The following is a 21,725-nucleotide window of genomic DNA, read 5'->3' as shown; positions in this document are numbered from 1 at the left end:
CCCCGCCGACGCCAACGAAACCGCCACCGCCTGGCTCGAACTCCTCACCCGCCACACCGGGCCCGCCGGCATCGCCCTCTCCCGCCAGAACCTCCCCGTCCTGCCCCGAGAGATCGATGGATTCGCCGGGGCGGAGGGCGTCAGGAAGGGCGCCTATGTGTTGGTGGATGCGGAGGACGGCACCCCCGACGTGATCTTGATCGCGACGGGTTCCGAAGTGCACCTGGCCGTCGAGGCTCGCACGCGTCTCGCGGCCGAAGGAGTGCAGGCCCGCGTCATCTCCGCCCCCAGCCTCGAATGGTTCGCCGAACAAGACGACACCTACCGCGAGTCCGTACTCCCCTCGACGATCAAGGCCCGGGTCTCGGTCGAGGCGGGCTCGACGCTCGGCTGGCACCGGATCGTCGGCGACGCGGGCCGCGTCATCGGCATCGATCACTTCGGCGCCTCGGCGTCGGCCGGCGAGCTGCAGCGCCGCTTCGGCTTCACCGTCGACGCGGTCGTCGCGGCGGCGCACGAGACGATCGAGGCGACAGCGTGAGCACGCCGACGGCCGCCCTCGCCGCGGCGGGCGTGAGCATCTGGCTCGACGATCTCTCCCGCGAGCGCATCGAGTCCGGCGAGCTCGCCGAACTCGTGCGCACCCGCAACGTCACGGGAGTGACGACCAACCCGTCGATCTTCCAGGCGGCCATCACCCGCGGTGCGGGGTACGGGCCGGCACTCGCGCGGGAAGCCGCGGCCGCGGCATCCGTCGATGAGGCCATCCTCCGCATCACGACCGACGACGTGCGCGACGCCTGCGATGTGCTGCGGGAGGTCTACGACGCGACGGGCGGCGTCGACGGACGCGTCTCGATCGAGGTCTCCCCCGAGCTCGCCCACGACACCGAGGGCACCATCGCGCAGGCCTTCGCCCTGCACGCCGCGGTGGCGAGGCCCAACGTGCTGATCAAGATCCCCGCGACCCGCGCGGGACTTCCGGCGATCACCGCCGTGGTGGCGGCCGGGGTGTCGGTGAACGTGACGCTCATCTTCAGCCTCGAGCGCTATACCGAGGTCATCGACGCCTACCTCGCCGGCCTCGAGCAGGCGCGCGCGAACCGCCTCGACCTGACCACGATCCACTCCGTGGCCTCGTTCTTCATCTCGCGCGTGGACACGGAGGTCGACGCCCGGCTCGCGGCGATCGGCACCGACGCGGCACTCGCCCTGCGCGGCCAGGCGGCGCTCGCGAACGCCCGCCTCGCGTACAACCTGTACGAGCAGCGGTTCGAGGAGCCCCGGGTACGGGCGCTGCTCGCCGCCGGGGCGAACCGTCAGCGGCCGCTCTGGGCGTCGACCGGCGTGAAGGACCCGTCCTTCCCCGACACCCGCTATGTCACCGAGCTGGTCGCGCGCGGCACCGTCAACACGATGCCGGCCGCCACCCTCGAGGCGACCTTCGACCATGCGATCATCACGGGCGACACGGTCACCGCCCGCGATGCCGACGCCCGGGCCGTTCTCGACGCCCTCGCGGCGGCGGGGGTCGACTTCGGCGATGTCACGCGGCTGCTCGAAGAGCGCGGAGTCGCGGCGTTCGTCGATTCGTGGGCCGATCTGACGTCAACGGTCGCGGCCGCACTCGCCCCGGCGCTCACGCACTGAGCCCGACCCGGCCGCACGACCCCGGAAGGCGCGCACAGTCGACCGAATCGACAGGCACTCGACGCGGGCCGATTCGAGCCGGTAGTCAGGCCTGCGGCGGCAGCGCGCCGTCAGGCAGCGCCCGCACGGTGCGCGGGCGCGCGCCGGCGAGCACGGCGCCCGCGCTCGCGATCACGACGAGCGCGATGCCCGCGATCTCGAGCAGGGCGAGATGCTGTCCGAGAAGCAGGAATCCCGCCACCGAGGCGGTCGCCGGGCCGAGACTCATCAGCACCGCGAAGACGGATGCCGCGACCCGCCGCAGCGCGAACAGTTCGAGGGCGTACGGGATGGTCGACGACAGCAGCGCGACGGCCGCCCCGAGGCCGAGCAGCTCAGGTCGCACGAGGGCGGAGCCCGCGTCGACGATGCCGAACGGCAGCGAGACCACCGCGCCCGCCGCCATCGCGATCGCGAGGCCGTCGAGTCGGGCGAAGAGCCGCCCCACCCGTGCGGAGGCGAGGATGTAGAAAGCCCAGCTGGCGGCCGCGGCGAGTGCGAACACGACCCCGAGCAGGTCGAGTCGATCCCAGCCGCCCCCGCCCAGGGCCGCCACTCCGAGGGCGGCGATTCCCGCCCAGACGAGGGCGCTCGCACGGCGGGCGACGATGATCGACAGGGTCAGCGGGCCGAGCACCTCGATCGTGACCGTCACACCGAGGGGCAGACGCTCGAGGGCGAGGTAGAACAGACCGTTCATGAGTGCGAGCACGAGCCCGAACGCGAGGGCCGAGAGCCAGGCGTCTCGCGAGAGCCCGCGCAGGCGCGGGCGGGCGATCGCGAGAAGCACGAGCGCCGAGAACACGAGTCTCAGCATCACCATGCCGAGAGGCCCGACAGCGGGGAAGAGCAGCACGGCGATCGACGCGCCGACCTCCTGACAGGCCAGACCGATCAGCACGAGACCGATCGCGCCGTAGCTGCTGCGGGCAGGGGACATCGCACTCTTCCAACCGTCGGGGAACATTCCGATCAAAGCATGTCCTCCCGACATCGCCGTGCGGGGGTGACGTACGAGGTCGCCGGCCGTGCGTAGGGTGGAGGCATGCCCCACCTCTTCGACGCCGACGCCCTCGCAGGCGTCCTCGGTCACATGAACTCCGATCACGCCGACGACAACCTGCTCATCGCGCGCGCGTTCGGTGACGCTGACGCTGTCGGCGCAGTGATGATCGGGTTCGACGGCTCGGCCGGCGAGTGGAGCTACACGACCTCGACCGGTGAGGAGACGCTGCAGGTGCCCTGGCCGGGAGGCGAGATCACCGAACGGCGAGAGGTGCGCCGCGAGATCGTGGCGCTCTACGACGCGGCCTGCCGGCGCCTGGGCGTCGAGCCGCGTCCGCACGAGTGACCTCCGAGGAACCCGCGCAAAGGCTCTGACGCAACGCGAAGGTTAGGTTCCGCTTACCTGAAGGTATAGTGGGCGACATGACGACGCCCATCCCCTTCTCCACCGCCCTGCGCGAGCGCTCCAGCGGCGCGCACTCCGGCAGCGAGAGCGCCGGGTTCATGGCCGATCTCCTCAAGGGGGAGGGCACGCGCGAGGACTACGTTGCTCTCGTCGCCCAGCACTGGTTCATCTACGAGGCGCTCGAAGGGGCGGCGGATCGCATGCGCCGCGACCCCGTGGCATCCGTCTTCATCAGCGACAAGCTCACGCGCCTGCCGGCCCTCGAGGCCGACCTCGCGTTCCTCATCGGCGACGACTGGACGCAGCGCATCACCCCGCTGCCGACGACCGAGCGCTACGTCGCCCGCATCCGTCAGGTCGGCGCCACGTGGGCGGGCGGCTTCGTCGCCCACCACTACACGCGCTACCTCGGCGACCTGTCGGGCGGACTGTTCATCGGCAAGCTGATGGCGCGCCGGTTCGGGTTCGAGACCAACGGCATCGGGTTCTACATCTTCGGCGACATCGCGGACCCCAAGGCGTTCAAGGACGTCTACCGCGAGCAGCTCGACGCCGCCCCGTGGGACGAGGCCGAGAAGCAGCGGGTGATCGACGAGGTGCTGCTCGCCTACCGGTTCAACACCGAGCTGTTCGACGACCTCGCCCGCGCGAAGGCGGATGCCGCGGCCTGACCGCCCCGCGCATCGGCGCCGCGTCAGCGGGCCGCGGCCATGAAGCGCGCGACGTCGGGATCGACCCGGATGTCGCTCGGGCGCAGCGGCCGGCGGAGGTACAGCCCGTCGATGGAGGTCAGCCGCGACAGGGCCACGTACGTCTGCCCGGGCGCGAACGCCCCCGAGCCGAGGTCGATGACCGCCCGGTCGTAGCTCTTGCCCTGCGACTTGTGGATCGTGACGGCCCACGCGAGCCGCAGCGGGAACTGGGTGAACTCGGCGACGACGTCCCGCGTGAGCTGACGGGTGGTCGCGTGGTACGCGTAGCGGTAGCGCTCCCAGACCGCCGGTTCGACGTCGTGCTCCTCGCCGTCGACGCTCACCCGCACCTTGTCTCCCGTGATGCGGGTGACGGTGCCGATCGTGCCGTTCACCCAACGGGGCGGCTCGCCGTAGCCGGCGGTGTCGTTGCGCAGGAACATCACCTGCGCGCCGATCTTCAGCTGCAGCTCGACATCGGCGGGGTACGCGTCACCGCGGCCGAAGTCGCCGTTGATCTCCGCGACGGCGGTCTGCGATCGCCCGATGAGGGCGTCGAGGTGGCGTTTGTTGATCGCATTGACCGCGTCGTTGCGGGTCGCGAGGGTGATGATCGGCTGCTCGCCGTCGACCGGCTCGGGCGGTGTGCGGGCCCCGTGGCCGTTGAGCACTCCGGCCATGTCGGCCGTCACGCGACCATGGCGCACGGCGTCGAGGAGCGCCTTGAACGCCGGGTCGGACTGCCGGTGGATGTCGCGCAGCTCGCGGATGTGCAGGGTGGCGCCGTGGCGTCCGAGGTCGATGATGCCTGCGGCATCCGGTGTCTCGCCGGCCCAGACGTGCGCGTCGAAGAACCAGTGCGAGCGGTAGTGGTCGTGCAGGTAGCGCAGTTCGTCGCCGCGCGGCGGCACCGGGGCGAGCTGGTACGGGTCGCCGAACATGACGACCTGCACGCCGCCGAAGGGCTCCGCGCGGCGACCCCGGGCCTGACGCAGCGCCCGGTCGATGCCGTCCATGAGGTCGGCGCTGACCATCGACACCTCGTCGATGACGAGCATGTCGAGGGCGCCGAGCAGCTTGCGGGTCGCCTCGGGCTGGGTGAGCTCGGTGTTGGCGATGAGTCCGATCGGCAGCCGCAGCAGCGAGTGGATGGTCTGCCCGCCGACGTTGAGTGCGGCGACCCCCGTCGGCGCGCACACGGCGACGCGCTTGGCGGTGTGCTCGACGAGGTGGCGCAGCAGCGTCGACTTGCCGGTGCCCGCTCGACCCGTCACGAAGACGTTGTCGCGCGTGCCCTCGATGAGCTCGTAGACCTCCGTCTGCTCGCTCGAGAGGGGGGTCGTCTGCACCCGTCCATGCTAGGTGCGCGGGCGCCCCGCGAGCCGTGGGGGCGTTTCCCGGGTGGCGGCGCGGCCCGGTTCCTACACTGTGAAGGTGACTGTCGCCGAGCCGGATGCCGCCACCCCCCGGGTGCGTCGGCGTCGGCCGTTGTGGGTCGATCTCACATCGATCGCGCTCGTGACCGCGCTGCTGCTCGCGGGTCTCGGCGTCGGATCCGCGGCGCTCTACCGCCAGTTGTACAGCCCGACGGCGTTCGTGCTGCACTATCTGTCCCTCCTGTCGGATGGGCGGGCCGGCGACGCGCTCGCGGTCCCGGGCGTGGCGCTCACCCCCGATCAGCTGTCCGCCGCCGGGCTGCCGTCGACGGCCTCGTCCGCACTGCTGCGATCGACCGCGCTCGGCCAGCTCTCCGACGTGAACGTCGTGTCGGAGTCGTCCGAAGGTGCCGTCACGACCGTCACCGTCTCGTACTCCGCCGGCGGTCACTCGGGCACCACCGCGTTCCGCGTCGCACCCGACGGGCAGCTCGGTGTGCTCCCCACCTGGCGCTTCGCCACGAGTCCGCTCGCGGTCATGTCGCTCACCGCGCTCGGCACGATGCAGTTCGGCGTCAATGGATTCGTGGTCGACAAGCGGCAGGTCTCGCCCGACGGCGAGAACGTGAAGCCGACCGAGCCGATCGCGATGCTGGTCTTCTCCCCTGCCCTCTACGCGATCCGCATCGACACCGACATCTCCTCCTCGAGCGGGACGGCGGTGCTGACGAACGCGCCGGGCGTCGACATCCCGGTCACCGTTCAGGCGCAGCCGACGGCGCAGTTCACCTCGGTCGTGCAGCAGCGGGTGAACGAGTTCCTCTCGCAGTGCGCGACCCAGCAGGTGCTGCAGCCCACCGGATGCCCGTTCGGCTATGTCGTGCGCAACCGCGTCGAGGGCACTCCGACGTGGTCAATCACGCAGCAGCCGACGATCCAGGTCGTTCCCGACGGCAACGGCTGGCGCATCCCCGACACCGCCGCGGTCGCCCACATCCAGGTGACGGTGCAGTCGCTCTACGACGGGTCGGTGCGACGGGTCAGCGACGACGTCCCCTTCACGGTGAACGCCGGAATCACCGTCAACCCCGACGAGACGGTCGCGATCTCGATCGGCGGCGGAACGAACTGACCTGCCGGATGCCGCGACTTCCCGCGCCGGACGATCAGGCGTCGCGGTCGGGGTGCCGGCGGGCGGCGGCGAGCGCCGCGTCGTACGCGTCGAGCTCGGCGTCGCGCTCGCGGCGCGCAAGACGGCGGGACGCGGCATCCGCGGGTCTGGGGGTGCGCGCGACCATGACGGCGAGAGCGAGCAGTGGCACGAGACCGCACCCCGCGACGACGACTCCCGCCCGGCGCTGGTCATCGAGGGGCTCCGCGCCCCAGGCGGGGGCGAGGGCGCCGAACCAGTCCGCGACCCACAACGACGCGGTCGAGACGAGCACGGCGGCGAGGGCGATGACGGCCGCCGCGACCAGCACGATCGCGAGCGCCCGCGCCGCCGTCGCGGTGCGCGGCACGACGACCGCCCGGACGAACAGCAGACCGGCCGCCGCGGCGACGCCGATCGCGAGGTCGGTGCCGATGCGGTGGCTCAGCGTCCAGCGCAGCACGTCGGTCGCTGTCGCGAGCCAGAGCACGGCGATGAGCAGCAGCGCCGCGACGACGGGGGAACGCAGCGCCCGCGGCGGTGCGAGCGCTGCGAGCGGGGCGGATGTCTCGGCGCCGGCGGTGCGCGCAGCGCGGGGCGGCGTCGCCCACGCGACGAGCACGGGCACGGCGAGTGCGACGATCAGCAGTTGCGCGAGCCGGGCGCTCAACAGCACGTCGGCGTAGACGGCGAGTCCGCCGCACGTCGCCCACAGGAACAGCACGACCGCGACCATTCCTGCGCCGAGACGCGCGGGCGAGCGCCGGGCGCCCGCGACCGCGGCTCGGCGGCGCACGACGAGCCACGCGATTCCCGCTGCGGCGACGGTGAGCCAGAGCGGGTCGAGCGCGACACCGAGCAGCAGCGATCCGATCGTGGGCGCCGGGGGCAGCGGCATCCCGGTGAGCACCTCGGAGGGGGTCGCGTCGGCCGGCGGCGCGACGGGCTGCGTGCCGATGCCGACCGCCGCCCCGAATCCGAGCAGCGCGGCGAGCGCGACCAGCGCGATCACGAGAGGTACCGGAGCGCGCGAGGCCGAGACGACGGCCGCTCCCACGACGATCCCGGCGCCGACGGTCGAGACGGTGAGCATCAGCAGAGCCAGGCCCGCGGCCGGGCGCGGCGACGCGCCGGCGGCGAGCGCCGCCAGCGGCACCACTGCGAGCGCTGCCAGCACCGCGAGCACTCGGACGGCCCGCACCGTGCGCACCGACACCAGCAGCACGGCGATGAGCGCCGCCAGCACCGTCGTCACGAGCCAGAGTCGTCCCGTCGACGTTCCCGTGACGAAGCCCGCCACCTCGGCGCCGAATGCGGGATCGAGACCGGGTGTGAGGTCGAGCAGCGACACGGCGGTGAGGACGGTCGCTGCGGCGGCGGCCAGGGCGAACACCGCGGCCGCACCGGCAGCGACCGCCACGAGACGCCCGAACGCGGCGCGGGCGACGGTTCCGCCGGCCACGGCGAGCACGAGACATCCGATCGTCGTCGCCACCCCGAGCCGCACCAGCACCTCGGCGAGCGGCAGGAGCCAGCCGACCAATCGGCCGGGCGCCGACAGACCGGCCGTCACCAGCGCCGTGGCGAGCGCTACGACGGCAAGGAGCACAGGGGCTCCGATCCGCCAGGCGCGCGCAGTCACGCGGTCCAGCCTAGGCGGGGGCCGGGTGGCATTCCCGTGCGCGCGACCATAGCCGGACGCGCCACGATAGAGGGATGTCGCACCCCACCGCCACCGCGCCCGCGCGCCGCCGCTGGCTGCAGGCCATCGATCGCCCTCGGGACGTCGTCGCGTACATCACGCCGAACTGGTTCGCCTCGGTCATGGGGACCGGCATCGTCGCGAACGCTGCCGTCGCCCTCCCCGTGCAGGTGCCCGGCCAGCGCACCTTCGCACTCGTGGTGTGGCTGCTCGCATCCGCCATGTTCCTCGCGCTGATCGTCGCGACCGCGCTGCACTGGATCTGGTTCGGCGGCGTCGCCCGCGGTCACCACAGCAATGCCACGATGGCTCACTTCTACGGCGCACCGGCCATGGCGGCACTGACCGTCGGACTCGGCACGCTGGTCGTGGGCGTGGACATCCTCGGTGAGCCCGTGGCGGTCGCGATCGACGCCGTGCTGTGGACCGTCGGCACGGTGCTCGGCCTGATCGCCGCCGTCACGATCCCCTACCTGACTTTCACCCGCCACGACGTGCGGGAGGACAGCGCGTTCGGCGGATGGCTCATGCCCATCGTCCCGCCCATGGTGTCGGCGGCGACCGGCGCGGCCCTGCTGCCGCACATCCCCGCGGGCCAGCTGCGGCTCGACTTCCTGCTCGCCTGCTACGCGATGACCGGCATGACCGGCATCGCGGCGCTCATCATCCTCACCCAGCTGTGGGGGCGCCTCGCCCGCCACAAGGTCGGGGCCGTCGCGATGGTGCCGACCTTGTGGATCGTTCTCGGACCGCTCGGTCAGTCGATCACCGCGGCGAACAACCTGGGTGCCGATGCGCACCTCGCCGCTCCGCCCGACCTGGCATCGGCGTTCTCCGCCGCGGGCGTCGTGTTCGGCGTGCCCGTGCTCGGCTTCGCCCTGCTGTGGGGTGCCCTCGTCGTCGCCCTGACGATCCGCGCCGCGCGCGCCCACCTGCCGTTCACTCTCACCTGGTGGTCGTTCACGTTCCCCGTCGGCACGTGCGTGACGGGGTCCGCCGCCCTCGCCGTGCACACCGGCTCGCAGGCACTCGCGGCGCTGTCCGCGGTGCTGTTCGTGGGGCTCCTCGTCGCGTGGGTCACCGTCGCCGCGCGCACCCTGCACGGAGTATTTCGCACGGGTCGCCTACTGCTGCCGCCGGCCTGACGTCGCCGCGACGCCACCGCGAACGAAGCCGGACACGACGAAGGGGGGATGCCACGTGGCATCCCCCCTTCGCGGAGTCGAGAAGACTTACTTGACGGCAGCCTTCAGCTTCGAGCCCGCGGTCACCTTGACGCGCTTGCCCGCGGCGATCTTGATCTCGGCGCCGGTCTGGGGGTTGCGACCGGTGCGAGCGGCGGTCTCGACCTGCTCGAAGGCGATCCAACCGGGGATCGAGACCTTCGCGCCCTTGGCGACGCTCTCGGCGACCGTGGCGAACAGGGAGTCGAGCACACCCGAGACCGTGGCCTGGCTCTGACCCGTTGCGCTCGCGATGCTCGCGACGAGTTCGGTCTTGGTGATGGACTTGTCGGCCATGTGGTTCCTCCAGGCGCCGAAGCGCCTCTTGTCTGGGTCCGGTCACCCGAGGGTGCCCGGTGTGGTCGGGTTCGACCGTGCTCGAATATACCCACTTTCCGCGTGATTCCGCGGATTTTCCGCACTTTGACGGATCGGTGGCGGCGTGTCACGAGGCGCATGACGCTCGTGGGGCTGCTGTGACTGCTGATCAGGCCGGTGCGCGCGGATCACCTCGTGCGCGGTGCGCGCGAAGTCAGGCGTGACGAGGCCAGGACCGTCGAGATACCCGCCGACGAGCGCAGCATCCCGCAGGAGGACGAGGGAGGCCGCCACCTCGCGCGGACGGACGAGGCCGGCTGCGCCAGCGAGGTCGGCGAGGGTGGTGCGGAACCACGACCGGTGCTCGTCGATCAGGCGGCGCACAGGTCCTTCCTCGGGGTACTCCGCCGCGGCGTTGATGAACGGACATCCGCGCGTGTGCCGCAGGCGCACGTCGTCGGCGATCCCGCCGACCACGAGGTCGAGGAGGATCCCCGGGTCATCGGACGCGGTCGCCGCCTCGGCGAAGAGCGCCCGCAGCTGCGCGTCCTCCCCTTCGAGGTAGGCCAGGACGAGGCCCTCCTTGCCGGCGAACTGCTTGTAGAGGGTCGCGCGGGTCACCGACGCGTGCTCGATGATGCGATCGACGCCGACCGCATGGATCCCCTCGGAGTAGAACAGCGTCGTCGCCGCCTCCAGCAGGCGGGTCCGAGCCGAGGGGCGGTCCGCTGTTGCAGTGCTCATGTGATCCTCCGCGATCCATCGTGCCAGCCGGTGGTGGAATCGCTTGAATAGATAGAACGTTCGGTCTACTCTGATTCTACGCCACCCCCCACGAGGAGCAACCGATGACCGACACGACCACACCGCCCGTCCTGCTCATCCACGGACTGTGGATGACCCCACTGAGCTGGCACACGTGGGCGGGTCGATTCCGCGACGCCGGGCATGAGGTCATCGTGCCCGGCTGGCCCGGGATCGATGACCGCTCCGTCGCCGACATCCGGCGCGATCCCTCCGCCCTGCGCGGCATCGGCATCCGGCAGATCGTCGACCACTACGACGCGATCATCCGGGCACTCCCGGTGAAGCCCATCATCATGGGCCACTCATTCGGCGGCCTCTTCACGCAGATGCTCGCCGACCGCGGACTGGGCGCCGCGTACGTCGCCGTCACGCCCGGGCAGCCCGCCGGCATCACGACACTGCCGGCGTCGACACTGTGGACGGGCACCCCGATCCTGTCCAACCCGTTCGGTCGCAACGGCGCCTCGCCGCTGTCCAAGGGCCACTTCCACTTCACCTTCGGCAACGACCTCGACCGCGCCGCATCCGATGACCTCTGGGAGCAGTTCGCCGTGCCGTCGTACAACAGGGTGTTCTTCGAAGGGGTTGCGGCGGCCTTCTCCGAGAAGAAGGGCGCGAGCCACGTCGACTACGCCCGCACCGACCGCGCTCCCCTGCTGGTGATCACCGGGTCGCGGGACCACGTGGTGCCCCCGGCGATCGGGCGCGCGATCGTGAAGAAGTACCGCTCGTCGGGGAGTCCCGCCGTGGTCGATTACCGCGAGTACGAGGGGCGCACCCACCGCATCGTGAGCCAGGAGGGATGGGAGGAGGTCGCGGACGACTCGCTGGCGTGGGCCGTCACGCACGCACGTGGCTGAGCCCGCGGGCGCCGGGCCGCGGCTGCGCCCCGGCGCTGCGCCGCGCCCGGTCGACGATCGGCCGATGCGCGGCTGTGGCTACGACGCCGGGCCGAGGGTGAACCACTCGCCCTCGGAGATCACCGACACCTCGCCGTCGACGACCGAGATCGCGGACTCGTCGTCGAGCACGTACGCGGGCAGCTCGAGCGTCGCCGCCCATTTCTGGGCGGCCTCCCTCGTGTTCGTGGGGAAGACGTCAAGGTGCGGGAAGATCGCGAAGTCGACGAGGCCGAGGGTCGTGTCATCCGGCGCCTGCGCCCAGGCGATGAACTCCCGACCGATGCGCGGCGTCATGACCATGCTGCCCGCGCTGACGCCCACCCACACCGTGTCGTGCAGTTCGGGGAGGAGCTCGAGCAGGCCGGACTCCCGCATCCAGTGCGCGAGGAAGGTGGCGTCGCCGCCGTCGACGAGCAGCACGTCCGCGGCGCGCACCCACTCCTGCCAGCGCTCGACGCCGATCGACGGAAGGTAGGCGAGTTCGAGCACGCCGAGCGTGCGCCACGGCATCGACGTCATGCCGCCCCACGGCGGGAGGCCGGTGATGAATCCACGCACCGACTCGGGCCCGCACATCGTGTGGCCCCACTGCGCGGTGGGAATGCAGAGAGCGGATGCCTCAGCCACCGGCTTGCCCACCATGTCGACCAGGGCGCGCTCGATGCTGTCGTTGCGGATCCCGCCCGACGTCAGCAACAGCTTCATGGAGCCCCCCGGGGTCGATGCGGCGCGCGTGCGCCGCTGCCCTCGACCTTAGGACCCCGGGACGGCCGGGACGAGGCCCGCTGTGGATACGCCGGGGACAACGGCTCCGCTCTTCGCCGCGCCCTGCCGTTCTGCCACACTCGGTGCACCGAGCCCCCGACCCGCCGGCGACAGCCGGCACGATCCGAGGAGCACCATGGCACGCCACGACCGCCCGTCCGCCCGCACCGAGACCCTGCCGCCCGATCCCTTCGAGGGAAGCGTCTCGTCGGCGGAGTCGCACACGCACACCGACCCGCACGACGAGCTGCTGCGCACGCTGCCCTACCCGAACTGGCTCGGCGCCGGTCTCATCTGCTGACGTCCCCGCGAACGACGAAGCCCCCGAGGTCTCCCTCGGGGGCTTCGTGCGAATCGGCTGCTTACCAGCTCGACTTGGTCACACCGGGCAGCTCGCCACGGTGGGCCATGTCGCGGAAGCGCACACGCGAGATGCCGAACTTCGTCAGCACACCGCGGGGGCGACCGTCGATGACGTCGCGCGAACGCAGACGCACCGGCGAGGCGTTACGGGGCAGCTTCTGCAGGCCGACGCGGGCGGCCTCACGCTGCTCGTCGGTCGACGTCGGGTCGACGAGCGCCTTCTTCAGCTCGGCACGCTTCGCGGCGTAGCGCTCGACGACGACCTTGCGCTGCTCGTTACGAGCGATCTTGCTCTTCTTGGCCATGGGTCAGCGCTCCTCTCGGAACTCGACGTGCTTGCGCACGATGGGGTCGTACTTCTTCAGCACGATGCGGTCGGGGTTGTTGCGGCGGTTCTTGCGCGTCACGTAGGTATATCCCGTGCCGGCGGTCGAACGCAGCTTGATGATCGGACGGATGTCCTGGGCCTTCTTCGCCATTAGAGCTTCACACCCTTCGCGAGGAGGTCCTTGACGACCGACTCGATGCCGCGGGCGTCGATCACCTTGATGCCCTTGGCGGACACCGTGAGGGTGACCTTACGACCGAGCGACGGAACGTAGTAGGTCTTCTTCTGCACGTTCGGGTCGAAGCGGCGCTTCGTCCGGCGGTGCGAGTGCGAGATGTTGTGACCGAAGCCGGGAACCGCTCCAGTCACCTGGCACACTGCGGCCATGGTGAGTCTCCTTCTGTACCGTGGCACCGGACGGTGCCACCCAAGATCCCTTGTCTGCACCCAGCCGGACACCCGCCATCTCTGGCGCGGGTCGCGGGGAGGGTACGAGCTGCGTGCTGGAGTGCGCGCAGACAAAAGGTCAGTCTAGCACGCGCGGCGTGTCGCCTTGACGGGCCGGTTCGTGCGGATGCCGCGGCCCGGCGCCACGACCCCAGCGGAACACCGAGACCGTCGGCTCGGTCGGCAGCCAGAACCGCCACGGGTAGAGGTCGGTGCCGGCAGGTCCCGCCACCCCGACCCGCGGGCCGCTCGCGACCGGCGCCAGCGGCCGCTCCGGCAGCAGCAGACGTGCGCGGGCACCGCCGCGCGGCTGCGCCGTCAGTGCGTCGAGGCCGTCGTGAATCGGATGCCGCAGCCCGGCCGCCTTCGCGAGGCGCCCCGGACCACGGGCGAGCTCCCGCGCCGCGACGGGCGCGCCTGCACTGCCGAGCCGGCGACGGGAGGCGGCATCCGCCCCGCTGATCACCTCGCCCGCACGCAGCAGCACCGCACCTGCGACCCCCTCGGGGCCGCACACCACGTTGACGCACGAGTGGATGCCGTGGCTGAGGTAGACGTAGAGGAGTCCAGCGCGTCCCCACATCGTCGCGTTGCGCGCGGTCGGTCCGCTGCGGGCGTGGGACGCCGGATCGGGAACGTCACCGGTGCCGAGGCCGTGGTAGGCCTCGACCTCGGTGATGCGCACGGCGACCGTCTCACCCCCGACACCGACGTGGAGAACCGCACCGAGCAGTCGGGGCGCGACCTCGAGCGGGAGGCCGGCGAGGTCCGAGGGCGTCGCCGGGCGCAGCCCGTCGCTCACTCGATCGGCACCTGACACCACGAGATGTCGAACGCCGACAGCTTCGACACCTCCTTGCCGGTGTCGAGGTCGATGATGTGCGTCTCGACCGTGCCGGGCACCGGGTACTCGTAGGTGGTCACGTACGGGTTCTGTGCGACGTTGGGTGCGATGAGCACCGCGGCGTAGCGAGCGCTCGGCGACGTGCAGACCTGCAGCACCGCGTCGGTGGCCGCGGAGGTGTACACCACAGATGACGTGCCGTTGGCGAGCACCCGGTAGATCTCGGTGCCGGTGGTGGCGCCGTTCGTGACCTGCGCGTACTGCCGGAGCGTCGTCGTGGCGGTGAGCGGCGTCACGGTGCCGGCGAAGCCGGCGACGTTGGGCGGGTCGGTGAGCAGAGTCTGCGCCCCGCTCGTGAGGTCGATCGAGTATGTGCCGTCGGGTCGCTCGATGATCGCCGACGTGCTGCCGCGGGCGATGCCGTCGATGCTCGCCGCGCTGCCCAGGTCGACGGGGTCCTTGCCCGCCGAGGAGGCGAGCAACAGCCGGCCGTCGAAGGTGAGCACCAGGATGTTGTCGGTGCCGGGCACGAACCGCCACTGCGCGACGCTCGGAGACACCCCGCTCAGCGCGATCCGCGTAGGCGGGGCGGCGGCGTCCTGCAGCGCCAGCGAGTCGGTGTACAGCACGCTCGCGTCCCCGGAGGTCTTCGAGACGTTCGCGTCGGTGAAGGTGTATCCGATGACCTCGCCGCGGTCGGCGACGCCCAGATCGCGGATGTCGCCCGCGCCCGGCAGCGGAAGGGTGCGCGCGTTCGCGCCGTCGAGGTCGGTGACGATGAGCTCGGGCTTGTCGTCGGCGGTGCGCACCGACATCACGAGGTGCTGGCTCGTCGCCCGGAAGTCCTCGATGTGAGGGTTCTCGAAGACGGGGACCGCCTGGGCACCGTCGAGCCCGGTGCGGAAGATCGTGTCGGTGCCGCTGCCGCGCTTGAGCATGAAGACCGACAGCGCGGGCGTGTGGAAGCTCTCGCTGAGCGTCGTCACCGGACCTCCGCCGATGCCGACCACCCCGTGGACGGTGACGGTGTACTGCGTGTCGTCGTAGAGGGCGTTCGAGAAGCGCACGCCGATGTCGCGCCCCGACGTCTGCACGGTGAACGACGCGGCAGGCGTGACGGTGACCTGCGAGGTCTCCACCTTCTGCAGCGACTGCGAGGTGGTGAGGATGACGCGGGCACCGCCGGCCTCGACAGCCGCCTGCGGATCGACCGACACCGCCGTCACACGCGGACCCTGCACGCTCGACACCGCCGCGCCCGCGAGCGCGACGACGCCGAGCACCGCGATCACGGCGGCGAATCCGATGCCGAACGCACGCCGGCGACGGCGACTGCGACCCGAACGGGTGCGGAGTGCCGGGTCAGTACTCATACGGATCCTGCGGCTGGGCGATCGGTGTGACGCTCGAGGCGACGATCTCGAGCTTTCCGGTGTCGGACGCCGCGCGTACCGTGCCCTTCACATCGACCCACTGGCCGGTGTTCGGTGTCGAGTCCGCCCCCGCGATCGTCAGGCTCGCGGTCTGCGCATCGATGACGCAGTGCGTGATGACCAGCCGTGTCAGATCGAACGCCCCGCCGTTCTGCGCGGGGGTCACGAAGCCGATCAGCGACACGGTGCGACCCTCGAACACCTCGGTGCTCGTCGCGGTCGCGAACACGCTGGCCCAGTCGCCGACCCCGAAGGTTGCCGTGTCGCCCGTGCTGGCGAGGGTGATCGTGTCGGATCCCGCGAACAGGGGCGCAGCGCCCACGTTGCGCGACTGCGCGAGCTCGGCGCTGAGGGATGCCGGGGGCACGACGACGATCGCGACCGCCACCGCCGTCGCGATGGCCCCGCCGATCGCGGTCGCGCCGAGCCCCACCCACGCGCGCACCCCGCGGCGGGGCGCGTGCGGGTGGTCGTGCGCGTGGTCGTGGTCGTGGTCGTGATGCGCGGCATCCGCCACCGCACCGTGGTCATGACCGTGGTCGGCCTCGGCCCCGAGGGGCAGCGCGAAGCTGAGCACTGCGCCGATGAGCACGACGAACGCCATGGGCACCGCGAACCAGTACGACGACGGGTTGATGTAGAGGGCGAGCTGGCCGGTGAGCCAGAGCACGATCGTCGCGACCGCGAGGAGGGAGGCGATGCCCGCGCCCATCCACCGGGAGAAGAGAGCCGACGACCTACGCAACGAGGTTCACCACCAGACCCAGCACGAACGCGAACAGCACGACGACGACGACCGTGCCCGCGAGTACGCGTGCCGTGAACGTCGTGCGCATGAGGGCGATCATCTTGACGTCGACGAGCGGACCGACCAGCAGGAAGGCGACGATCGCGCCCGGGGTGAACGTCGACGCGAAGGACAGGGCGAAGAACGCGTCCACGTTCGAGCAGATCGAGACGATCATCGCGAGGATCATCATCGCCACGATCGAGAGCACCGGGTTCGAGCCGATGGCGAGAAGCGCCTCGCGCGGCACCAGAACCTGCACCGCCCCGGCGAGCGCCGAGCCGATCACCAAAGCCGGCATGACCGCGCGCAGCTCCACGAGGAACTGCGCCAGCGAGCGGCGCCAGCGCCCGCCCGACTCGGTCTCGACGATCTCGCAGGTCGCCCGGAACCGATCGGTCAGCAGCGCGTCGGGGTCGGGGTGGCGGCTGTAGAGCCAGCCGATGAGGTTCGCGACGACGAATCCGCCGAGCAGGCGAGCTACGAGGATGCCGTCGTCGAACCCGAATGCCTGGTTCGTGGTGATGATGACGATCGGGTTCACGATCGGGGCGGCGACGAGGAAGGTGAGCGTCTCCGACACCGCGAACCCTCGCATCAGCAGCCCCCGCGCGAACGGCACGTTGCCGCACTCGCACACGGGGATCAGCATGCCGAGCAGCGACAGCACCGCCCGGCGGGCCCAGGCGCGGCGCGGCATCCATCTCTCGATCGCTCCGGGCGGCACCCACACCTGCACGACGATCGACAGCAGCACACCGAGCGCCACGAAGGGCAGCGACTCGATCAGCACGCTGATCGCGAGGGTCAGGCCGTCCTGCGCGCGGGTCGGGAGGGAGATGTCGAGCGCGCCCGGAACCAGCAGGTTGACGGCGAAGACGACACCGACCACGATCGCGCCGATGAGCAGGGCGCCGGCGATGCGTCCGGGCGCGCGACGGGGCTCCGGTGCCGGGGTCGACCGGCGCACCCGGGCGCGTTCAGCCGTTGTCACGCTCGTGGGCCCGGAGGGCGGTGCAGTCGGCGCAGAGACCGAAGATGTCGACGACGTGCTCGGCCTCGGTGAAGCCGTGGGCCGCGGCGGTGCGACGGGCCCACTCCTCGACGTCGGTCGCCGCGATCTCGACGGCCTTGCCGCAGCGGCGGCAGATCAGGTGGTGGTGGTGTCCCGTCGTCGCGCACGCGCGGTAGAGGCTCTCGCCCTCGGGGCTCTGCAGCGAATCAGCCTCGCCGTGGGCGGCGAGGGTGGAGAGGGCGCGGTAGACGGTGGCGAGACCGATGCCGGTGTTCTGCTCACGCAGGCGCGCGTGCAGATCCTGTGCGCTGATGAACCCGGGAGCGTCGGACAGCTCTTCGCGCACGCGATCGCGCTGCCACGTGTTCCGCTGCACCATGGCGGCGAGTCTACCCACGAGGAACGCGGGGTCAGCCGGGGCATCCGGCTTTCCCGGCGTCCTCAGAGGGCGCGGGTCTGACGCTCCCTCGCCGCACCGACGATGCGGCAGACGAGGTAGATGAGGAACGAGATGGTCGTGATGTAGGGGCTCACCGGCAGAGTGCCCATCACGGCGAGCAGGATGCCGCCCACCGCCGAGGCCACGCCGAACGCGGCGGCGAGCACCGGCACCGCGAGCGGACCCGTGGCCACCCGCATCGCCGCCGCGGCCGGGGTGACCAGCAGCGCGAGCACGAGCAGCGCGCCGATGATGTGCACCGCGACAGCGACGACGAGGCCCAGCAGCAGCATGAAGCCGAACGACACCCACGTCGACGGCACACCGCGGGCTGCTGCCGACTGGGGGTCGAGGGAGTCGAAGCGCAGCGGCCGCCACATGAGCAGCAGCGCCACGAGCACGACGGTGCTGATGACGGCGAGGGCCGTCAGCTGCGCCGACTGCACGGAGACGATCTGTCCGGTGAGAAGGCTGAAGCGGTTGGCGCTGCGGCCGTTGTAGAGCGACAGGAACAGGATCCCGAGGCCCAGGCCGAACGGCATGAGCACCCCGATGATCGAGTTGCGGTCGCGGGCGCGCACCCCGAGCCATCCGATCAGGCCCGCGGCGATGAGCGAGCCGATGATCGATCCGGTGACGATGTCGAAGCCGAACAGCAGGGCCGCCGCCGCTCCGGCGAACGAGAGCTCCGAGATGCCGTGCACCGCGAAGGCCATGTCGCGCTGCATGACGAACACACCGATGAGGCCCCCCACGAGGCCGAGGAGCGCTCCCGCCCAGACGGAGTTCTGCACCAGGGCGAGGATCGCGCCGTACTGCGAGATGCCGCCGAAGAGGGCGTTGCCGATCGCGTCGCCGTTCATCCGTGCTCCTCGCCGTGATGGTGAGGGGATGCCTCGGCATCCGGCGCGCCCACGACGACCAGCCGGTCGCCGGCGCGCAGCACGTAGACCGGGGCGCCGTAGAGCTCCGAGAGCACCGCCGAGTCGAGGACGTCCGCGGGTCGCCCGAGCGTGAAACGGCCGCCGGCGAGGTAGAGGATGCGATCGACCGAGTCGAGCACCGGGTTGATGTCGTGAGTGACGAAGAGCACCGCGGCATCCTTCTCGCGACGATGCCGGTCGATGAGGGAGACGATCGCCTGCTGGTTGGCGAGATCGAGGCTCGTGAGGGGCTCGTCGCACAGCAGCAGCTTCGGGTCGTCGGCGAGCGCCTGGCCGACGCGCAGGCGCTGCTGCTCGCCGCCCGACAGGAGTCCCACCGGGCGGTCGGCGAAGGCGGCGGCGCCGACCTCGCCGAGAAGCGCGTCGATGCGGGCGCGGTCGCCGCGCCGCGGGATCGGCAGGCCGAAGCGGTGGCCGTCGACGCCGAGTCCGACGAGGTCGCGCGCGCGCAGCGACGTCTCACGCGGGAGCGGCCGCTGCTGGGGGATGTAGCCGACGCGCCGGTTGCCCGGGCGCGTCACGCGCCGGCCGAGCGCGGTGACCGATCCCTCGCTCAGCCGCTCGAGGCCGAGGATCGCGCGCAGCAGTGTGGTCTTCCCGGAACCGCTCGGCCCGAGCACGGCGACGAGCTCACCGGGGGCGAGCTCGAGGTCGAGGCCGCTCCACAGCTCTCGGGTGCCGCGGCGGAGCGCGGCACCCGAGATGCGAAGCGGCGAGGGGGCCGGGGTCACTTGCCCAGCGCGTCGGCCAGCTGGGTCACGTTCTGCTGCATCCACTGTGCATAAGTCTGGCCTGCCGGGAGGATCTCGGAGAACTTCAGCACGGGGACGTTCGCGGCCTTCGCCGCGTCCTCGACCTGGGTCGTCTCTGCTCCGGCGGCCTGCGCGTTGACGATGACGACCTTCGCGCTGCCGTCGGAGATGAGGGCGAGCGCCTGCAGCAGGGTCGCCGGCGGGACATCCTGGCCGCCCTCGACGGCCTCACTGAACGCGACCGGAGTGACGTTGTCCAAGCCGGCGGTGTCGGTGAGGTAGAGCGGCAGGGGCTCGGTGACGAACACTCCCACCCCCGCGTGAGCGGCGGCAATGGTGGCGATGCTCTGCTCGATCGTGTCCATCTGGGTGCCGAACGCCTGCGCGTTCGCGGTGAACGTCGCCGCCTGGGAAGGGTCGAGCGCGCCGAGCTCGGTCGCGATCTTGGCGGCGACCGTCTTCATGACGGCGGGGTCGTAGAAGACGTGCTCGTTGAAGCCCTCGAGGTGGTCGTGGGCGTGATCGGCGTCGTCCTTGTGCTCGGCGGTGTTGCCGTCGGCCGGGTACTCGGGCGAGAGGGTCGCGGCGGTGATCATCGGCGCCGTGGAGCCGGTGGCCTGCACGAGCTGGTCGAGGAAGGGGTCGTAGCCGCCGCCGTTCTCGATGAGCAGCTGCGCGTTCTTGACGGTGAGCTGGTCGGCGGCGCTCGCCTCGAAGTCGTGCGGGTCCTGCGACTCGTTGGCGATGATCGAGGTCACCTGCACGGCCGACCCGCCGACGGTCTGCGCGATGTCGCCGTAGACGTTCGTCGAGGCGACGACCTGGATGGTGCCGCCCGACGACGACGGTGAGGATGCCGCCGCCCCCGTGCAGCCCGACAATGTCACAGGGCTACCGCGGCGGCGAGCAGGGGCAGGGCGAGGAGGGTCCGGGGGGATCGCATGCGGACAGCTTATGCTTAGTGATAATCGTTCTCAAAATCGCGCCGCGGGGGACGCTGCAGCACCGGCCCCCGGCCGTGCTGCCACGGCTACTCGACCAGCAGCGCGGGCTCCTCGAGCACGGCGGCGACGTCGGCGATGAACCGGCTCATGCCGTCCCCGTCGATTACCCGGTGGTCGAACGACCCGGCGACGGTGGTCACCCAGCGGGGGCGCACCTCGCCGTCGACGACCCACGGCTTCTGCCGGATCGTGCCGAGCGCGACGATGCCGGACTCGCCCGGATTGATGATCGGGGTGCCGGCGTCCATCCCGAACACGCCGATGTTCGTGATCGTGATGGTGCCGCCCTGCTGGTCGGCCGGTGCGGTACGACCCTCACGGGCGGTGAGCGTGAGCTTCTCGAGCGCGCGGGCGAGATCGCGCATGCTGAGGTCCTGCGCGTCCTTGATGTTCGGCACGAGGAGGCCCCGCGGAGTCGCCGCGGCGATGCCGAGGTTCACGTAGTGGCGCACCGAGATCTGGGCGCCGTCGTCGCCCTCGACCCACGCGGCGTTCACCATCGGCGTGCGGCGCACCGCCCAGATCACCGCGCGCGCCATGATCAGCAGCGGCGAGACCTTGATGTCGGCGAAGTCGGGCGAGGCCTTCAGGCGCTTGACGAGCTCCATCGTGCGGGTGGCGTCGACATCCGTCCACACCGACACGTGCGGCGCCGAGTAGGCGCTCGACGTCATCGCACTCGCGGTCGCCTTGCGCACGCCGCGCACGGGGATCGACTCGACGCGCACGTCGTCGACCTCGGATACCGCGGCCGCGACGGCGATCGTCTCCTCGCGCACCTCCGGCCACTCCGGCGTCTCGATGTTGCGGAACACGCTCGCCTGCGAGGCATGGGCGACGACGTCCTCACGGGTGACCTCGCCCGCCGGGCCGCTCGGCACGACCGAGGCGAGGTCGACACCGAGGTCACGCGCGAGCTTGCGGATCGGGGGCTTCGCGACCACACCGACCGATGCGGCGACGGGCTTCTCGGCGGGCTTGCGCCGACGCGAGTGCACCTGCTCCGCCGAGCCGTAGCCGACGAGCACCGACCCGGAGCCCTCGCCCGGATCGGCGGCCGGCGCGGCGGGTGACGCGGGGGCCGCGGCATCCTGCCCGCCCGAGATCGTGATGATCGCCGCGCCGACGTCGACGGTCGCACCCTCGGCCACGAGCAGCTCGCCGACGGTGCCCGCGAAGGGCGACGGCAGCTCGACGAGCGACTTGGCCGTCTCGATCTCCACGAGCACGTCGTTGACGTCGACGGTATCGCCGGGGGCCACGCGCCACGAGACGATCTCGGCCTCGGTGAGGCCTTCGCCGACGTCCGGGAGGTGGAAGGTCTGGTCGCTCAT

The 21,725-nt window shown here is 71.2% G+C and carries 26 protein-coding genes; 8 read left to right on the top strand and 18 right to left on the bottom strand.

The features are described 5' to 3' along the window. Window positions 1–541 (top strand): transketolase-like TK C-terminal-containing protein (locus tag ABT08_RS06185; protein WP_288114267.1); only part of this gene is annotated, 541 nt, incomplete at its 5' end. Beyond that, complete coding sequence (tal, locus tag ABT08_RS06180) at window positions 538–1,650, top strand: transaldolase (RefSeq protein ID WP_056518782.1); 1,113 nt, start codon at window positions 538–540, stop codon at window positions 1,648–1,650. The genes ABT08_RS06185 and tal, both read left to right, overlap by 4 nt. An 85-nt stretch (window positions 1,651–1,735) precedes the next feature. On the opposite strand, the gene ABT08_RS06175 is transcribed toward tal, so the two are convergent. Beyond that, entirely contained in the window at window positions 1,736–2,629 is an 894-nt protein-coding gene (locus ABT08_RS06175) for an EamA family transporter (RefSeq protein WP_045247013.1), read from the bottom strand. A gap of 105 nt (window positions 2,630–2,734) precedes the next feature. On the opposite strand from ABT08_RS06175, the gene ABT08_RS06170 reads away from it, so the two are divergent. Further along, on the top strand, window positions 2,735–3,040 hold the full coding sequence (locus ABT08_RS06170) for a DUF2470 domain-containing protein (protein ID WP_056518784.1): 306 nt from the start codon (window positions 2,735–2,737) through the stop codon (window positions 3,038–3,040). 77 nt (window positions 3,041–3,117) lie between these two features. Next, window positions 3,118–3,771 (top strand): biliverdin-producing heme oxygenase, encoded by a 654-nt coding sequence (locus ABT08_RS06165; RefSeq protein ID WP_056518786.1) that lies wholly within the window; start codon window positions 3,118–3,120, stop codon window positions 3,769–3,771. Between the two features lie 23 nt (window positions 3,772–3,794). Here the strand turns inward: ABT08_RS06165 and ABT08_RS06160 are convergent, their stop codons facing one another. Continuing rightward, window positions 3,795–5,141 (bottom strand): ATP-dependent DNA helicase, encoded by a 1,347-nt coding sequence (locus ABT08_RS06160; protein WP_045247016.1) that lies wholly within the window; start codon window positions 5,139–5,141, stop codon window positions 3,795–3,797. 85 nt (window positions 5,142–5,226) lie between these two features. On the opposite strand from ABT08_RS06160, the gene ABT08_RS06155 reads away from it, so the two are divergent. Next, complete coding sequence (locus ABT08_RS06155) at window positions 5,227–6,300, top strand: hypothetical protein (protein WP_288114265.1); 1,074 nt, start codon at window positions 5,227–5,229, stop codon at window positions 6,298–6,300. 34 nt (window positions 6,301–6,334) lie between these two features. On the opposite strand, the gene ABT08_RS06150 is transcribed toward ABT08_RS06155, so the two are convergent. Further along, on the bottom strand, window positions 6,335–7,960 hold the full coding sequence (locus ABT08_RS06150; RefSeq protein WP_288114264.1) for a cytochrome c oxidase assembly protein: 1,626 nt from the start codon (window positions 7,958–7,960) through the stop codon (window positions 6,335–6,337). A gap of 74 nt (window positions 7,961–8,034) precedes the next feature. On the opposite strand from ABT08_RS06150, the gene ABT08_RS06145 reads away from it, so the two are divergent. Beyond that, on the top strand, window positions 8,035–9,165 hold the full coding sequence (locus ABT08_RS06145; RefSeq protein ID WP_045247019.1) for a TDT family transporter: 1,131 nt from the start codon (window positions 8,035–8,037) through the stop codon (window positions 9,163–9,165). 87 nt (window positions 9,166–9,252) lie between these two features. Here the strand turns inward: ABT08_RS06145 and ABT08_RS06140 are convergent, their stop codons facing one another. Both ABT08_RS06140 and ABT08_RS06135 read right to left on the bottom strand, forming a co-directional pair. Continuing rightward, window positions 9,253–9,540 carry an HU family DNA-binding protein gene (locus tag ABT08_RS06140; protein WP_045247020.1) on the bottom strand — a complete coding sequence of 96 codons (288 nt, stop codon included), beginning with the start codon at window positions 9,538–9,540 and terminating at the stop codon, window positions 9,253–9,255. Window positions 9,541–9,582: 42 nt separating this feature from the next. Further along, the gene (locus ABT08_RS06135; protein ID WP_288114263.1) at window positions 9,583–10,305 is read right to left on the bottom strand and encodes a TetR/AcrR family transcriptional regulator; all 723 of its coding nucleotides are present in this window, start codon (window positions 10,303–10,305) and stop codon (window positions 9,583–9,585) included. 104 nt (window positions 10,306–10,409) lie between these two features. Between ABT08_RS06135 and ABT08_RS06130 the strand changes: the two genes are divergently transcribed. After that, complete coding sequence (locus tag ABT08_RS06130; RefSeq protein WP_045247021.1) at window positions 10,410–11,228, top strand: alpha/beta hydrolase; 819 nt, start codon at window positions 10,410–10,412, stop codon at window positions 11,226–11,228. A 78-nt stretch (window positions 11,229–11,306) separates the two neighbouring features. Here the strand turns inward: ABT08_RS06130 and ABT08_RS06125 are convergent, their stop codons facing one another. Then, window positions 11,307–11,975: a Type 1 glutamine amidotransferase-like domain-containing protein gene (locus tag ABT08_RS06125; RefSeq protein ID WP_045247022.1), complete on the bottom strand. Its 669-nt coding sequence runs from the start codon at window positions 11,973–11,975 to the stop codon at window positions 11,307–11,309. 196 nt (window positions 11,976–12,171) lie between these two features. Here ABT08_RS06125 and ABT08_RS06120 point away from each other — a divergent pair, with 196 nt between their 5' ends. Continuing rightward, window positions 12,172–12,336: a hypothetical protein gene (locus tag ABT08_RS06120; RefSeq protein WP_048809196.1), complete on the top strand. Its 165-nt coding sequence runs from the start codon at window positions 12,172–12,174 to the stop codon at window positions 12,334–12,336. A gap of 61 nt (window positions 12,337–12,397) precedes the next feature. Here ABT08_RS06120 and rpsN read toward each other — a convergent pair whose 3' ends face one another. The 12 genes from rpsN to ABT08_RS06060 form a co-directional block, all read right to left on the bottom strand. Further along, window positions 12,398–12,703 carry a 30S ribosomal protein S14 gene (rpsN, locus tag ABT08_RS06115; protein ID WP_056207333.1) on the bottom strand — a complete coding sequence of 102 codons (306 nt, stop codon included), beginning with the start codon at window positions 12,701–12,703 and terminating at the stop codon, window positions 12,398–12,400. Between the two features lie 3 nt (window positions 12,704–12,706). Continuing rightward, a complete protein-coding gene (rpmG, locus tag ABT08_RS06110; protein WP_045247024.1) occupies window positions 12,707–12,877 on the bottom strand; it encodes a 50S ribosomal protein L33 in 171 nt (56 codons plus the stop codon). Then, window positions 12,877–13,113 carry a 50S ribosomal protein L28 gene (rpmB, locus tag ABT08_RS06105; protein WP_045247025.1) on the bottom strand — a complete coding sequence of 79 codons (237 nt, stop codon included), beginning with the start codon at window positions 13,111–13,113 and terminating at the stop codon, window positions 12,877–12,879. The genes rpmG and rpmB overlap by 1 nt, the downstream gene beginning before the upstream one ends. 139 nt (window positions 13,114–13,252) lie before the next feature. Then, window positions 13,253–13,975 (bottom strand): DNA-3-methyladenine glycosylase, encoded by a 723-nt coding sequence (locus ABT08_RS06100; protein WP_288114261.1) that lies wholly within the window; start codon window positions 13,973–13,975, stop codon window positions 13,253–13,255. Continuing rightward, complete coding sequence (locus tag ABT08_RS06095; protein WP_056207339.1) at window positions 13,972–15,390, bottom strand: hypothetical protein; 1,419 nt, start codon at window positions 15,388–15,390, stop codon at window positions 13,972–13,974. Before ABT08_RS06095 ends, ABT08_RS06100 begins: the two co-directional genes overlap by 4 nt. Next, window positions 15,380–16,162 (bottom strand): TIGR03943 family putative permease subunit, encoded by a 783-nt coding sequence (locus ABT08_RS06090; RefSeq protein WP_288114259.1) that lies wholly within the window; start codon window positions 16,160–16,162, stop codon window positions 15,380–15,382. Before ABT08_RS06090 ends, ABT08_RS06095 begins: the two co-directional genes overlap by 11 nt. A gap of 25 nt (window positions 16,163–16,187) precedes the next feature. After that, the gene (locus ABT08_RS06085) at window positions 16,188–17,231 is read right to left on the bottom strand and encodes a permease (protein ID WP_048809197.1); all 1,044 of its coding nucleotides are present in this window, start codon (window positions 17,229–17,231) and stop codon (window positions 16,188–16,190) included. Further along, window positions 17,218–17,631, bottom strand: a complete 414-nt coding sequence (locus ABT08_RS06080; RefSeq protein ID WP_045247030.1) for a Fur family transcriptional regulator — start codon at window positions 17,629–17,631, stop codon at window positions 17,218–17,220. The genes ABT08_RS06085 and ABT08_RS06080 overlap by 14 nt, the downstream gene beginning before the upstream one ends. A gap of 62 nt (window positions 17,632–17,693) precedes the next feature. After that, a complete protein-coding gene (locus ABT08_RS06075; protein WP_045247031.1) occupies window positions 17,694–18,554 on the bottom strand; it encodes a metal ABC transporter permease in 861 nt (286 codons plus the stop codon). Continuing rightward, window positions 18,551–19,366 (bottom strand): metal ABC transporter ATP-binding protein, encoded by an 816-nt coding sequence (locus ABT08_RS06070; RefSeq protein ID WP_056207342.1) that lies wholly within the window; start codon window positions 19,364–19,366, stop codon window positions 18,551–18,553. The genes ABT08_RS06075 and ABT08_RS06070 overlap by 4 nt, the downstream gene beginning before the upstream one ends. Continuing rightward, window positions 19,363–20,274, bottom strand: a complete 912-nt coding sequence (locus ABT08_RS06065) for a metal ABC transporter solute-binding protein, Zn/Mn family (RefSeq protein ID WP_288114258.1) — start codon at window positions 20,272–20,274, stop codon at window positions 19,363–19,365. Before ABT08_RS06065 ends, ABT08_RS06070 begins: the two co-directional genes overlap by 4 nt. 143 nt (window positions 20,275–20,417) lie before the next feature. Beyond that, window positions 20,418–21,725 carry a dihydrolipoamide acetyltransferase family protein gene (locus ABT08_RS06060; protein WP_288114257.1) on the bottom strand — a complete coding sequence of 436 codons (1,308 nt, stop codon included), beginning with the start codon at window positions 21,723–21,725 and terminating at the stop codon, window positions 20,418–20,420.

This window comes from Microbacterium sp. SCN 71-21, assembly GCF_001725695.1.
Taxonomy (GTDB): Bacteria; Actinomycetota; Actinomycetes; order Actinomycetales; family Microbacteriaceae; genus Microbacterium; species Microbacterium ginsengisoli.
The sequence above is the reverse complement of the archived record's forward strand: the minus strand, read 5'-3'. Positions and strand labels throughout refer to the sequence as shown.